Origin of the sequence: Robiginitalea sediminis, assembly GCF_002198115.1 — a bacterium.
GTDB lineage: Bacteria > Bacteroidota > Bacteroidia > Flavobacteriales > Flavobacteriaceae > Robiginitalea > Robiginitalea sediminis.
The window spans coordinates 1,060,925-1,073,346 of sequence record NZ_NGNR01000001.1 but is presented as its reverse complement, the minus strand read 5'-3'; the positions used below and the strand labels follow the sequence as shown (position 1 = coordinate 1,073,346).

Sequence of the window (12,422 nt, the reverse complement as noted above, 5' to 3'; positions counted from 1 at the left end):
TCTCAGGTCAGGTCTTCAAAACCAAAATAGCGTTTTGCATTGAAATAACAGATATCCCGGATAATGCCCCCAATAAAGGCCGTATCGGACGGGAGCAACCCCCGGTCCATTTCCGACCCGAAAAGCTGGCAGAGCAACCTGCGGAAATATTCGTGTCTGGGGAAGGAAAGGAAACTCCTGGAATCGGTAAGCATCCCGATAAAACAACTGATAAGGCCCATTTGCGAAAGGGCATCGATCTGGCGTTTCATCCCGTCGAGCTGGTCGTTGTACCACCACCCGGACCCGAACTGTACCTTTCCCCTTAGTCTGCCGTCATTGAAATTCCCTGCCATGGTGGCAAAAACCTCGTTCCAGGCGGGGTTTAAGGTATAGAGTACCGTTCGCGCCAATTGGTCGGTAGCGTCCAGGGCGTCCAGAAAAGCCGCCAGGGACCGTGCCTGCGGAAAATCCCCTATGGAATCGAAACCCGTATCCGGGCCCAGGGTGGCCAAAAGGCGCGAATTGGTGTTTCGCAGAGCTCCCAGGTGGAACTGCTGCACCCATCCCTTCCGGTGGTAAAGCCTGCATAGCTCTAGTAAAATGGTATAAGTGAGTCCCTCCTGTTCCGCATCGGAGATGGGGTAGCCCGCACGCACCTTCAGGAAGGCTTGTTCCGGGTTGACCTCATCCGGGGCTTGCGGCATCCGCTCCAACCCGTGGTCACTGATCCGGCACCCGCAGGCCGCAAAGGCATCCATCCGGGTTTCCAGGGCCCGGAGCAGGTCGCCCAGGGTTTGTATCTCCATACCACTGGCTACACCCAGCCGGTCCAGGTAGGTCCTGTAAGGCTCAGGGTCCTGCGCCGCCCAGGCGCGGTCTGGCCGGAAGGCCGGCAACATGGCTGGAACCAGGTTATTTGCCCTGGCTTGCGAATGCCATTGGAGGGAATCGGCAGGGTCGTCCGTGGTGCAAACCACCTCCACATTCATTTGCCGAAGCAGGCCTGCGGCACCGAATCCGGGTTCTGAAAGGCGGGCCGAAGTATGTTCGTAGACCTCGTTGGCTGTGTGTTCATTGAGATACCCCTGCCAGCCAAAGTAGCGGTCTAGCTCCAGGTGGGTCCAATGGTATAGCGGGTTTCGAACAGTGTAGGGCACGCAAGCGGACCACTTCCTGAATTTTTCGAGATCCGTGGCAGCACCTGTGATATAGTGCTCGTCTGTCCCCAGGGTTCGCATGGCGCGCCATTTGTAATGGTCCCCCGCCAACCAGGCCTGGGTGATGGACTCGAAATGGCGGTCGGTTGCCAGGTGTTCGGGGGAGAGATGGTTGTGGTAATCCAGGATGGGCAGCCCCCCGGCATACTCGTGGTAGAGTTCTCGGGAATAGCGGTTCTCCAGGAGAAAATCTTCGGTAATCAGCGGCATTGGGTTGGTCATGGTCCTCGGTTGCCCTACGGTAATGAAGCACACCTGCTTAAAAATAACAAAAAGCCGCCGATCCGGAGGGCTTCACCGGTGGGATTCCTCCCAAACCTCCCCCGGGACCGGCGGCCATCTGCTTAAAACACTTCCAGCAGTAAGGCGATGATCAGGGTAATGAGCATGCAGCATACCACCAAAAGGGTAATGATCAGCTTGAACATGGCAGACATGGATGTCCCGAATTGCTGGACCACCTTATAGGTTTCCGTCTGGTAGAACAATTGGGAAATCTGAATGTCCTTGGAGTCCAGGAAGCGCTGTTGCTCTGCAAACTCGGCGGGGGAAGTCTTTGTTTTCATGTGGTTGTTGGGTTAGGGAACTTTTATAATGTCTAATGTACACATATCCCAGTAAAGGGATTGAGTCCTCAAATCCAAAACCAGGAAGAAGGCTTCATAAATTTTATTTATGATTATTCTAATTAAGATTAATAAAACAAGATAATCGCGCACGGCGTTCTTAGCTTTTACTAAATCTTATTATCATGAAGAACCTGAAAATTTTTAAACCTATTGTATTGGCTCTGGCCCTCATAAGCCTTACCAGCTGCAGTAAGGACGACGACACCTTTGCCAGGGTAACCGTAAATGGCACCCAATTGCAAATAAGCCCTTCAGACTTCACTGTTGGGGACCGTTCGGATTTCAACGGGGATATCGATGCAAGTTTTACAGGCAATGGAGGTACCACCGACCGGGTCTTTAGCTGGAATAATAACCTGAATACGGCAGATTATAATGCCGATGTTACGCTTGGATCCGAAGGAAGCTTCCAGATGATCGTGGCGGATTCCGAAGGACAGGTGGTCCTGGACCAAACGATTCAGGGTGGCGCAGAACCCGATACTATTGGAGGGGTAACCGCTTCCGGAGCATCGGGGATCTGGACGGTCACCATACGGGTACGGAATTTCGATGGGGACGGGAGTTTTTCCCTGAGCGAAGGGAACTGATCCCAATAGTCCAAAAAATAAAGCCTCCTTTACCGGAGGCTTTTCTCTTGGTATACGTCCCAGGCGGAAGCCCTGGAACTACGCTGTTATTCGACCACTTAAAACAGAAAAGGCCTCCAAAGTGGAGGCCTTTGTTTATTCGTGCAGGCGGAGGGACTCGAACCCACACACCTCGCGGCACCAGATCCTAAATCTGGCGTGTCTACCAATTCCACCACGCCTGCTTTGCACTACAACACATCGGCTAGCAATGTGATTTGGCGTGTCTAGCCCCCGATCCCGATAGCTATCGGGACGGGCCCACCACGCCTGCATAGGGTCTGCAAATATAGCGGAATTTTCGGGATACAACAGCCGAGGTGCTTTCTTTAATCGGGGTGCTTTTGTACTTTCGTTACAACCTTAAAGCCACAGGCCAATGTCCACTATTTCCGAATACGTAGCCGCAAATCGCGAACGCTTTATCGATGAATTGATCCACCTGCTGAGGCACCCTTCCGTAAGCGCGGATTCGGCATACAGCCAGGATGTCCTCAACACAGCCGAAGCGGTGGCAGAGGCCCTGCGGGATGCAGGGTGCGATGCTGTAGAGGTCTGTGAAACGGAGGGTTACCCCATTATTTACGGGGAGAAGAATGTCTCGGAAGACCTGCCTACCGTTTTGGTATACGGGCATTACGATGTACAACCCCCGGACCCGCTGGATCTTTGGGAAACCGCACCCTTCGAGCCCGAGATCCGCAAAACGGCCCTCCACCCGGAAGGTGCGATTTTTGCCCGGGGCGCCTCGGACGATAAGGGGCAGTTTTTTATGCACATCAAGGCCCTGGAATACATGGTGCGCCACAACGCCCTTCCGTGCAATGTCAAGTTTATGATAGAAGGGGAGGAAGAAGTGGGGAGCACCAGCCTTTCGGCTTTTGTGCAGGCCAACCGCGAGAAGCTGGCCAACGATGTCATCCTGATCTCCGATACCGGGATGATCGACCGGGATGTGCCTTCCATTACAACCGGCCTCAGGGGGCTTAGCTATGTGGAAGTGGCGGTGACCGGCCCCAACCGGGACCTCCACTCCGGACTCTACGGGGGTGCCGTGGCCAACCCCATCAACATTTTGGCTAAAATGATCGCCTCCCTGCACGATGAAGACAACCGCATCACCATCCCCGGATTTTACGACAAGGTCCGGGAGCTGAATCCCAAAGAGCGCGAGCTGCTGGCCGAGGCCCCCTTTAGGCTGGAAGCCTACAAGGCCGCCCTGGATATAGATGCCGTCTATGGGGAAAAGGGCTATACCACCAATGAGCGGAACGCCATCCGGCCCACCCTGGATGTGAACGGGATATGGGGCGGCTATACCGGGGAAGGGGCTAAAACCGTTATCCCCAGCAAGGCACACGCCAAAATATCCATGCGGCTGGTACCGGACCAGGACTGGAAGGAAATCACCGAACTCTTCGCCTCCCACTTCCGGAAAATCGCCCCGGCAGGGGTCAGGGTGGAGGTTCGTCCCCACCACGGCGGGCAGGCCTATGTAACGCCCATGGACCATATCGGGTACCAGGCCGCCAGCCTTGCCTATGCCGAAACGTTCGGGAAAAAACCCGTACCCCAGCGCGGGGGCGGCAGCATCCCCATTGTGGCCCTCTTCGAAAAGGAATTGCAGAGCAAGACCATCCTGATGGGCTTCGGCCTGGATAGCGATGCCATCCACTCCCCCAATGAACACTATGGCCTCTACAACTACCTGAAAGGCATAGAGACCATCCCGCATTTTTACCGGCATTACACCGCATTGGCCCAATCCGGGGCCTAACCCCTTGAAATAAAGGCGGACGGACGTAACAAATAGGGAAAGGCTGCGTTCTAATAGGTAGATCAAAAACGAACGCTATATGTTACGCCGCTTTTTCATTCTCTGTTCCGGCGCGGACAGGGAGCTGCTGGATTCCTGTTCCCCAGGGGAACAAAACAAATACGCCGGGGTGGGTGCCACGGTATTTTTCACCGCCCTGATGGCGTTCCTCGCTGCGGGATATGCCCTCTACACCGTATTCGACAACGTTTGGGCCGCCATCGGTTTTGGACTGGTCTGGGGCCTGCTCATCTTTAACCTGGACCGGTATATCGTCTCGACCATGCGCAAGCGCAATGGGTTTGGAAGGGAGTTGCTGCAAGCGGCGCCCCGGATCCTCCTGGCGGTAATCATCGCCGTGGTTATCTCCAAACCCCTGGAGCTTAAAATATTTGAGAAAGAAATCGACCAGGTACTGCTGGAGCGCAAAAACCAGCTGACCCTGGAAAACCAGAACCAGGTGGCAGCGCAATTTGACCCGACCATTGCCGAAAAACGCGAAGAAATCGCAGCGCTTAAAACCGAAATTGCCGACAAGGAAGCTGAGACGAATGCCCTTTACGACACCTACATTGCAGAAGCAGAGGGACGGGAAGGCACCGGGATATTAGGCAAAGGGCCGGTTTATGCGGAAAAACGGGAAAAACACGATGCCTCCCTGGCCGAACTCCAGGCCCTCCGGACCGAAAACCGGGAGCGTATTTCGGCCATTGAAGCCGAAATAGGGAGTCTGGAACAGGGCTATGCCCAGGCCGTAACCGATAGCCAACCGGTTATTGATCGTTTTGACGGGCTTATGGCCCGGATCGATGCCCTGGGGACCCTCCCCTGGTTTCCGTCCTTCTTTATTTTCCTGCTGTTCCTCTCTATTGAAACCGCGCCTATCCTGGTAAAGCTCATGACGCCCAAAGGCCCGTACGACATGAAGTTGGAAGACCAGGAAACCGCAGTGGAGTCCTGGGTGCGGCAGAAAGTGGACCAACGCTTTAAGCTGGCCGATACCGACCGGGTCCTCAATGAAAAAATCTACGCCGAGATCGCAGAAGAAGAGGCCGTATACCGGCATAAAAAACAGAAGGCCGAGCAACTTATGCGCCTGCAGGCAGACCGCTTCCACGATATGGAAGTGGGGAACCTTTAGGGGTTGGGAATGCGATTTGGGTAGTGGAGCGGGCTGATTGGCGCTTGCAGCGAAAAAGCGTTGTGGGAAATAAAATACCCGCCTCCCCTTGAGCCGCAAGGTATGCCGGCTTCCTGCAAACACCCATCACAGCACCACCAAGCCCAATTAACCCCCTTCCATGGCATCGAGCGCTTCCCAGATTTTCCTGGGGAGCGATGCCACAATAAGGTCGTAGGATTCGTCTATAAGACCCCTCAATATTTCCTCTGGTATTTGTTCGATGAGCACGGTATTCCAGTGGCTTTTATTCATATGGTACCCTGGCAGAATCCTGCCGTCATAGGTTTCCCGGAGTTCCGGAATCCTGTCCGGATGGGCCTTAAGGTTGGCTTGAGGGGGCAGCCGCTCCAGGGGTGCAATGGCGAACATTTTGTTCATCACCTTAAAAACCAGCGTATACTGATCGAAAGGGAAACTCTCCGTAACCCCTTTCTTTTGCAGGCAATACTCCCGGAAGGCCTCAATATGCATAGCGCGAATTATTCCCCAGGGATACCCATGGAATCGTAAACGATGACCTTTTTCCAAAGGTGCTGTGCCTGGGCAACAAAATCCAGGTGGGGTTGTTCTACCTGGTAGGCCGCCTGGGCTTCCGAAGACTCAAAACTCACAATAAGACTGTAGGTGAAAGAGCCGTCCACTACGTCCCTGGTCGCCTTGGGAGGAGTACCGATGAATTTGGTTTTGGCGTAGGCGGATTTGGACAAGAAGGTGCTGAGCGCATCCTCAAAGGCCTTTCGGTCTTCGGCACTGTCCGGATTCTGCAACCAGAAATACACCGTATGGGCAAAAGCGGGGTCGAAGGTTTTCATGTCGGATTCGGATTGGGCCTGCACCGGAGCACACCAAAGGAGCAACAGGGCGGCAAATGCATAAATTGTTTTCATGGGTTGTTCTGTTTCAAAAGGGGATCCTGGCGGGACCCTTGCGATGGGTTCAGGGTTTTATCGGGATAGGACACTCCTGTCTTCAGGGCTTCATAATCCAGGGTCCAGCCGATGGTGCCTACAATATTCTCCATGACCATAATGGCTTCCAGGGCCTCCTGACGGGCAGCCTCCATGAGCCCGCTGGCCGGGATTTTATCGCGGATGTGCTCCTTGGCTTCCCGGTTCAGGGCTGTCAGGTCTTCCGGGTTGAAGCGGTTGAAAATCCCATCCCGGATATCGTAGAACTCCAGTTCGGGTTCGACCGAAAGGATTTCAGGCTGGGGAAAATTCCGGAGCACCACCGTTTTGCGTTCCGGGTCGGCTTCAATGTCGAGTTTCTTAAAATCGTATCCCACATGGGCGCGGGCTTTTACGATGATAAGGGCTTTTTTCTTGCTGCTGAAAAGCCTCCCGAAATGCTCCTTCTGGTTTTCATACCGGAATATCTCGGCAAAATCGCCCTCCACGGTGATGAGTTTGGCCACTGCCCGTATTTTCTCGAGCAGGACCGAAGACTGCTTCAGGGTTGCAGACCGGCTTTTCCTGCGGCTAAACCGCGAGTATACGCCGAACATCAGCAAGGCCCCGAGAACCAATCCCAAAAAGAGTTCCAGCATATCGTCTTTGTTGTCCCGCCCGGCAAGGGAGGTGCTTAAAGGTACAGCGCTTTTCCGAATCTACCCTAAGGCCTGCCCCATTCCTGCCCTGTGCAGCGGGTAAATTACAGGACGGCTGGGCGCAGCATCGTTCTCGAAGGCGGCAACCTGCAGGTCCAGCAGGTAGAGCCCATCCGCGGCTGCCTTGGGTACCGCGATCAGTTCGGTAATGGTTGCCCCGTGCCGGGGGTTTTCCGGGAGTCCCCAGAAAGCCTTGTGTGCCGCCAGGGCACCCCCGTCGGATTCCGGGTCTACCGATGGCAGGTCAATCAACAGGTGCATCACCCCGGCCTGTGCGAGGTAGGCCGCTCCCGCTTCCTCCAGGTATTCCGCGCCAGCCCCGCTCCAGGAATCCGTTTCCAGCCGGTTTTCCCCGGGAGCAGTGCGAATCAGCAGTGCCGGGGGGACCCGCTCACCGAGCACCTTCCGGAACTGCTCCAAATGGATACTTGGACCATCCGGCCCGCGTTCGGGCTCCAGGGTCACCAGGAGTGCCGGCATCAGGGGCAGTGGCAGGAGGTCATTTACCGAGGCGGCAGCCTTTGTAATATGACCCAGGCATTCGGTATGCGTCCCATGCGCATGAGGATTGAAGCGGATGGTGTTGAAATTGACCGATGCCCCGCTGGCCACGCTCCCCACAAAGTCCCCTTCCCGGTGGGGGACGATTTCTGCCGGGGGGATTCCCCAGGCTGTGACCCCGCCATTGCGGGTGGGGATGGAACAATCTATGGCCTCGTCCGTATTCGCGGTGAAAAGGGTCTCCCAAAAGGTGATTTGCAATTCCATCTGGTGGGTTTACCGGTCCAATGTAACCATAAATAAGTCACTTGCAATCCCGTCCGACAGGAATTTGCCCGCTCGGGAAGTGTGGATGCTATCCCCGTCGCGGTATAGCAAATGCCGCTCCAGGTAAGGCTCGGCCTGCATCAGGAGGTAGTCCTCGTATCTCGGCCCGAATGCCGTGCGAATCCCCTCCAGGGAAACTCCCCACATGGTCCTGAGTCCGGTCATGACAGCTTCGTTGTAGCGGTCCCGGGTGCTTAAGGTTTCCTTTTCGAAGAAGGGTTCTCCGGCTTCAATGGCCCGGAGATAACGCAGGTTATTCGCAACATTCCACCGACGGTGCCGCCCGTTATAGGAATGGGCCGAGGGGCCGATCCCGATATAGGGTTTTCCTTGCCAGTAGGCGGTATTGTTTACCGCAAAGGCACCTGGCTGGCCGAAGTTGGAGGTTTCATAGTGTACGTAACCGGCTGCCTCCAGCACTTCCAGCATCCTTCGAAAATCCGACTCCGCCCGCTCATCGTCCACGTCCGGGCTTTTGCCCTTGTCAATCATGGCCTTAAGGGCCGTCCTGGGCTCCACCGTAAGGGCATAGGCAGAGATATGGGGAGGGGCGTACCCCAGTGCCGTTTGCAGGGTTTGTTCCCAGGTTTCCGGGCTACTCCCGGGGATGCCATATATCAGGTCGATAGAGTAGTTTTCGAATGTCACGGCCACAGCTTCCAGCACCTGGTGTGCCTGCCGGGCCGAATGTGCCCGGTTCATCCATTGCAGCTCTTCATCCCGAAAACTCTGGATTCCCAGACTCAGCCGGTTGACGCCAGTTTGGGCCAGTGCTGCCATACGGTTTCCGTCCAAATCGTCCGGGTTCGCCTCCAGGGTAACTTCCGCATCCGGGCTTACCTCGTAAAGTTGCTTTACCTGCTGGATAATGCTGTCTATTTCATCCGGGTGCAACAAGGAGGGCGTCCCGCCTCCAAAATAAATGGAGTGTACCGGCTGGCCCTTTGCTTCCGGCGCCCGCATGGCGAGCTCCTGGTGTATAGCCCCCAAAAGGGCATCGCGGTGCTTCAGGGAGGTGGAAAAGTGGAAATCGCAGTAATGGCAGGCCTGCTTGCAAAACGGGATATGGAGGTAGATTCCGGTCATGGCCTGGTACTTTGTTCAGGGCCTGCCCGGCCCGCCTGCAAAAATAGTGCTTTCCCCCGGGACGGCCACTGCTGGACAATGGCATAGAAGGAGCGTATCTTGTGAACGGGGGGGAGAGGGGACCCCCCATAAGGAGTACCCGTCATGGCGAACCCCTTCACGCTGGGTTTCAGCCCTTGGTCCGGTCCGAATTTTGCTTCACAAAAGAAGCCCAGCCCGAATACGATTTCTGCCCGGCCGGGCTGCCCTGGTTATAGAAATGGCAAACAGCGGCTGCCAGGCCGTCGGTGCTGTCCAGGTTTTTGGGTAATTCCCGCAGGCCCAGGGTAGACTGGAGCATCCGGGCCACCTGCTCCTTGCTGGCGTTTCCATTGCCGGTAATGGCCATCTTGATCTTTTTGGGGAGGTACTCGGTAATGGGCACCTGGCGCGAAAGGGCCGCTGCCATAGCCACCCCTTGTGCCCGCCCCAGCTTGAGCATGGACTGCACATTTTTCCCGTAAAAAGGCGCCTCAATGGCTACCTCATCAGGGTGGTAGGTGTCAATCAGTTCAATGGTGCGGTCGAAAATCAGTTTGAGCTTGGTAAAGGGGTCCTTGTATTTGGCCAGCAGTAACTCATTCATTTGAACAAACTCCATCCGCTTGCCCACCACCCGGATAATGCCGAAACCCATGATGGTGGTTCCCGGGTCAATCCCGAGGATTATGGTCTCCGATGGGGGTTTGTTATTCATCCGTGCTGAGGATAAGGGGTAGCCGGTACTGGGTAGCCACCGGGATGCCCTGCTTCAGGGCCGGTTGCAGGCGCGGCAGACTTTTCAGGCTTCTGGAAATAATCCCCTCAAACTGGGGGTTCTCCCGTTCAAGCTCCGGCAGATTCTCGATGGACAGGACCGAAATCCCCCCCTGGTTGTCGATAATAAAATCGATATAGAGGGTGTCCTTCAAGGCGCCTTCAGACCGAAACTCGAAGTCCTGCAGGGTCATGGTCAGGTGCATCACCAGGGTCTGTTCAAAACACCTGCGTTTCTCTTGTTTCTCGGCCAGTTCATCGCAGGTGTCGAACAACGGGAACTGGTCTACCCGGTTCCAGTCTATGGCATTGAGTTCGCGCGCCACCCGCTCCCGGGTTCGCGCTTCACTGGAGGCAAACCACTGGCAGGAACCCATAAGACCAAGGGCCATCATTATAACTACAGTTCTCCCGATTCTCATAATAGTCCTTCCGCGAGGCGGAAATTAAGGTTTTTTTTCGAGGCAGGTTTGGCCCAATTGAATCTGTTTAGGGTCCATTTCAACTCCTTTCCACTTAAATGGTATTGAATGCAACCTGTAACAACTACCTTTGGAATGCGTCAGATTTGCCGAACAACACATTTATGGACATCGCACTTCTCTTACTGGGACTGGCCTGTATGGTCATCGGGGTTTTGGGCAGCTTTCTCCCTGTGCTGCCGGGGCCTCCCATCAGCTGGGTCGGGTTGCTTTTGCTTACCCTGACCTCTGCGGTGCCGGACAACTGGTGGTTTCTGGGCATCACAGCAGTCGTTGCCCTGCTGATAACCGCCCTGGATTACTGGATTCCTGCCCTGGGGACACGAAAGTTCGGGGGCAGCCGGGCCGGTATGATAGGCACCACAGTGGGGCTCATTATCGCCATCGTTTTCCCGGTACTGGGGGTGGCAGGCATCATCATCTGGCCGTTTGTCGGGGCCGTAGTGGGGGAACTCCTCAACAAATCCGATCACAAAAAGGCCATGAAAGCCGCAGTGGGCTCCTTTATCGGCTTCCTCACGGGCACCTTCCTGAAATTCGTGGTTTGTATGGTGTACCTGGGCTTGTTTGTAATGGACGCCTGGGCGTACAGAGAGGGGCTGTTTCCCTTCCTCTATTCGGGTTGATCCTCCAGCCAGGTGACCTTCTCCTGCCAAGGGGTCCGGGTGCCCTCAGGCGCATCCCCGTGGTAATAGCCCATATAGAGAAATCCGAGGCAACGCTCGCCTTCGGACATGGGTAAAAACGCATCCATATGGCGGATAAGCCCAGGGGAACTCCAGTAACAGCCTATCCCCAATGCTGTGCAGACCAACCACATATTCTGGACGGCCATAGCCGTAGCAGCCACCTCCTCCCACTCCGGTAACCGCTCCTGAGGGTCGCGTTGCATACAAATGGCGATGACCGCGCCGGATTGCAACGGGTTGTTCAGGAGTTTCCTGGCCTTAAATTCCTTGGGCTGGGGCTCGGTTTCCCTGTATTTCTCCTGAAGGAACCGCCCGAGGGCTTCCTTCCTCGTGCCCTGCAATACATAAAACCGCCAGGGCTCCGTCCGCTTATGGGTGGGCGCCCAATTGGCCGCCTCCAGGATGCGTTCCAGGATTTCCCTTTCGATGGGTTTTTCATTGTATTGGGGCGGGAAGACCGACCGCCTGTTCCTTATCAAGTTTTCTATCATAGCACCATTTTTTCCAAAGATAGGGTTTCCCATTCAGGCCTTGAGGCCTTTCAGCCAGCCAATACAGTACTCCAGGGCACGCGGGTGCTGGCCCTTTTTCCAAACCGCAGACAGGACGGCCCGCTGCCGGATGGCGGAAAGTTCCAGGCAGCGCACAGACAGGTCGAACCCCTGCTGGAGGGAAGAAGGGATAATAGCGACCCCCAGCCCGCTTTCCACCAGTTTGAAAATGGTATGGGCGTGGACCGACTTGTGGGCCACCCGCGGATGGAAGCCTGCATCCTCACAAATACTCAGTACGGTTCTATAGTAATCCGGGCTGTACTCCGGGCTGAACAGGATAAAGGACTCCTCCCGGAGTTGGTCAATGGCGGGAGTTCCTTTCCGGGAAAGGGGATGGCTTTGGGGCAGTACCACCGAAAAGGTCTCCCGCACCACCGGGCAGGAATCGAGCTCCGCCGGCAGCTGGGAGAGGCGGACAAAGCCCAGGTCGAGTTCTTCCTCCATCAGGCCCTTCACCTGGGCCAGGTTGGAGCGCTCTTCCAGGCTGCTGTGCCATTCCGGAAAGGTTTTTTTCAGGTCCAGGAGCATGCGGGGAATCACCTCCTGCATGGCAGAGCCCAGGAACCCGATCCGGATCTCCCCGGAGCGGCCTTCTCCGATCTGCAGGGTTTGGCGGTAGATATGCTCCAGGCGGTTTAGCTGCGGCTGCAACTGTTCCCTCAGGTACTGCCCGGCCGGGGTCAGGACTACCTCGCGTCGGTTGCGACGCAGCAACGGGGTACCCAGGTGGTATTCCAGGCGGCCGATCTGCCTGCTGAGCCCGGGCTGCGAAATGTGCAGGGCTTCCGCGGCCCGGCGAAAGTTCAGGTGCTCCGAAACCGCCATGAAGTACCGTAAATGGCGAACCTCTATCTGATTACTCATAGTTATCAAATATATCATATTATGAATCAATAAGTATCAATAGGATGCCTAATTTTGAGGGA

The 12,422-nt window shown here is 55.5% G+C and carries 15 protein-coding genes and 1 tRNA gene; 4 read left to right on the top strand and 12 right to left on the bottom strand.

The features are described from left to right. Positions 1-2: 2 nt before the first annotated feature. On the bottom strand, positions 3-1,421 hold the full coding sequence (gene uxaC / locus CA832_RS04800) for a glucuronate isomerase (protein WP_233131732.1): 1,419 nt from the start codon (positions 1,419-1,421) through the stop codon (positions 3-5). Positions 1,422-1,543: 122 nt separating this feature from the next. Next, the gene (locus CA832_RS04795) at positions 1,544-1,765 is read right to left on the bottom strand and encodes a hypothetical protein (RefSeq protein ID WP_088340396.1); all 222 of its coding nucleotides are present in this window, start codon (positions 1,763-1,765) and stop codon (positions 1,544-1,546) included. A 185-nt stretch (positions 1,766-1,950) separates the two neighbouring features. On the opposite strand from CA832_RS04795, the gene CA832_RS04790 reads away from it, so the two are divergent. Continuing rightward, positions 1,951-2,418, top strand: a complete 468-nt coding sequence (locus CA832_RS04790) for a hypothetical protein (protein ID WP_088340395.1) — start codon at positions 1,951-1,953, stop codon at positions 2,416-2,418. A gap of 142 nt (positions 2,419-2,560) precedes the next feature. Here the strand turns inward: CA832_RS04790 and CA832_RS04785 are convergent. After that, positions 2,561-2,642: transfer RNA gene (locus tag CA832_RS04785), tRNA-Leu, on the bottom strand. Between the two features lie 194 nt (positions 2,643-2,836). Between CA832_RS04785 and CA832_RS04780 the strand changes: the two genes are divergently transcribed. Together CA832_RS04780 and CA832_RS04775 are read left to right on the top strand one after the other, a co-directional pair. Continuing rightward, on the top strand, positions 2,837-4,234 hold the full coding sequence (locus tag CA832_RS04780) for a dipeptidase (RefSeq protein WP_088340394.1): 1,398 nt from the start codon (positions 2,837-2,839) through the stop codon (positions 4,232-4,234). Positions 4,235-4,313: 79 nt separating this feature from the next. Continuing rightward, entirely contained in the window at positions 4,314-5,414 is a 1,101-nt protein-coding gene (locus tag CA832_RS04775) for a DUF4407 domain-containing protein (protein WP_088340393.1), read from the top strand. Positions 5,415-5,561: 147 nt separating this feature from the next. Here CA832_RS04775 and CA832_RS04770 read toward each other — a convergent pair whose 3' ends face one another. From CA832_RS04770 to CA832_RS04740, 7 genes are all read right to left on the bottom strand, one after another. Next, positions 5,562-5,927: an MmcQ/YjbR family DNA-binding protein gene (locus CA832_RS04770; protein ID WP_088340392.1), complete on the bottom strand. Its 366-nt coding sequence runs from the start codon at positions 5,925-5,927 to the stop codon at positions 5,562-5,564. A gap of 8 nt (positions 5,928-5,935) precedes the next feature. After that, a complete protein-coding gene (locus CA832_RS04765) occupies positions 5,936-6,343 on the bottom strand; it encodes a Dabb family protein (RefSeq protein ID WP_088340391.1) in 408 nt (135 codons plus the stop codon). Beyond that, on the bottom strand, positions 6,340-7,002 hold the full coding sequence (locus tag CA832_RS04760; RefSeq protein WP_088340390.1) for a DUF4230 domain-containing protein: 663 nt from the start codon (positions 7,000-7,002) through the stop codon (positions 6,340-6,342). Before CA832_RS04760 ends, CA832_RS04765 begins: the two co-directional genes overlap by 4 nt. Before the next feature lie 60 nt (positions 7,003-7,062). Further along, a complete protein-coding gene (locus tag CA832_RS04755) occupies positions 7,063-7,830 on the bottom strand; it encodes a cyclase family protein (protein ID WP_088340389.1) in 768 nt (255 codons plus the stop codon). 9 nt (positions 7,831-7,839) lie between these two features. After that, positions 7,840-8,976, bottom strand: a complete 1,137-nt coding sequence (hemW, locus tag CA832_RS04750; RefSeq protein WP_088340388.1) for a radical SAM family heme chaperone HemW — start codon at positions 8,974-8,976, stop codon at positions 7,840-7,842. 169 nt (positions 8,977-9,145) lie between these two features. Beyond that, a complete protein-coding gene (gene ruvC, locus CA832_RS04745; RefSeq protein WP_088340387.1) occupies positions 9,146-9,712 on the bottom strand; it encodes a crossover junction endodeoxyribonuclease RuvC in 567 nt (188 codons plus the stop codon). Continuing rightward, complete coding sequence (locus CA832_RS04740; protein ID WP_233131731.1) at positions 9,705-10,193, bottom strand: hypothetical protein; 489 nt, start codon at positions 10,191-10,193, stop codon at positions 9,705-9,707. The genes ruvC and CA832_RS04740 overlap by 8 nt, the downstream gene beginning before the upstream one ends. A gap of 164 nt (positions 10,194-10,357) precedes the next feature. On the opposite strand from CA832_RS04740, the gene CA832_RS04735 reads away from it, so the two are divergent. Continuing rightward, entirely contained in the window at positions 10,358-10,879 is a 522-nt protein-coding gene (locus tag CA832_RS04735; RefSeq protein ID WP_088340385.1) for a DUF456 domain-containing protein, read from the top strand. Here the strand turns inward: CA832_RS04735 and CA832_RS04730 are convergent. Together CA832_RS04730 and CA832_RS04725 are read right to left on the bottom strand one after the other, a co-directional pair. Further along, entirely contained in the window at positions 10,867-11,433 is a 567-nt protein-coding gene (locus tag CA832_RS04730; RefSeq protein ID WP_088340761.1) for a nitroreductase family protein, read from the bottom strand. The two genes, CA832_RS04735 and CA832_RS04730, sit on opposite strands and share 13 nt — an antisense overlap. Positions 11,434-11,466: 33 nt before the next feature. Next, positions 11,467-12,360 (bottom strand): LysR family transcriptional regulator, encoded by an 894-nt coding sequence (locus CA832_RS04725; RefSeq protein WP_088340384.1) that lies wholly within the window; start codon positions 12,358-12,360, stop codon positions 11,467-11,469. Positions 12,361-12,422 lie beyond the last annotated feature (62 nt).

Coding starts and splice junctions, on each gene's coding strand:
- uxaC (WP_233131732.1), bottom strand. CDS start 1,421: ATGACCAACCCAATGCCGCTGATTACCGAAGATTTTCTCCTGGAGAAC.
- CA832_RS04795 (WP_088340396.1), bottom strand. CDS start 1,765: ATGAAAACAAAGACTTCCCCCGCCGAGTTTGCAGAGCAACAGCGCTTC.
- CA832_RS04790 (WP_088340395.1), top strand. CDS start 1,951: ATGAAGAACCTGAAAATTTTTAAACCTATTGTATTGGCTCTGGCCCTC.
- CA832_RS04780 (WP_088340394.1), top strand. CDS start 2,837: ATGTCCACTATTTCCGAATACGTAGCCGCAAATCGCGAACGCTTTATC.
- CA832_RS04775 (WP_088340393.1), top strand. CDS start 4,314: ATGTTACGCCGCTTTTTCATTCTCTGTTCCGGCGCGGACAGGGAGCTG.
- CA832_RS04770 (WP_088340392.1), bottom strand. CDS start 5,927: ATGCATATTGAGGCCTTCCGGGAGTATTGCCTGCAAAAGAAAGGGGTT.
- CA832_RS04765 (WP_088340391.1), bottom strand. CDS start 6,343: ATGAAAACAATTTATGCATTTGCCGCCCTGTTGCTCCTTTGGTGTGCT.
- CA832_RS04760 (WP_088340390.1), bottom strand. CDS start 7,002: ATGCTGGAACTCTTTTTGGGATTGGTTCTCGGGGCCTTGCTGATGTTC.
- CA832_RS04755 (WP_088340389.1), bottom strand. CDS start 7,830: ATGGAATTGCAAATCACCTTTTGGGAGACCCTTTTCACCGCGAATACG.
- hemW (WP_088340388.1), bottom strand. CDS start 8,976: ATGACCGGAATCTACCTCCATATCCCGTTTTGCAAGCAGGCCTGCCAT.
- ruvC (WP_088340387.1), bottom strand. CDS start 9,712: ATGAATAACAAACCCCCATCGGAGACCATAATCCTCGGGATTGACCCG.
- CA832_RS04740 (WP_233131731.1), bottom strand. CDS start 10,193: ATGAGAATCGGGAGAACTGTAGTTATAATGATGGCCCTTGGTCTTATG.
- CA832_RS04735 (WP_088340385.1), top strand. CDS start 10,358: ATGGACATCGCACTTCTCTTACTGGGACTGGCCTGTATGGTCATCGGG.
- CA832_RS04730 (WP_088340761.1), bottom strand. CDS start 11,433: ATGATAGAAAACTTGATAAGGAACAGGCGGTCGGTCTTCCCGCCCCAA.
- CA832_RS04725 (WP_088340384.1), bottom strand. CDS start 12,360: ATGAGTAATCAGATAGAGGTTCGCCATTTACGGTACTTCATGGCGGTT.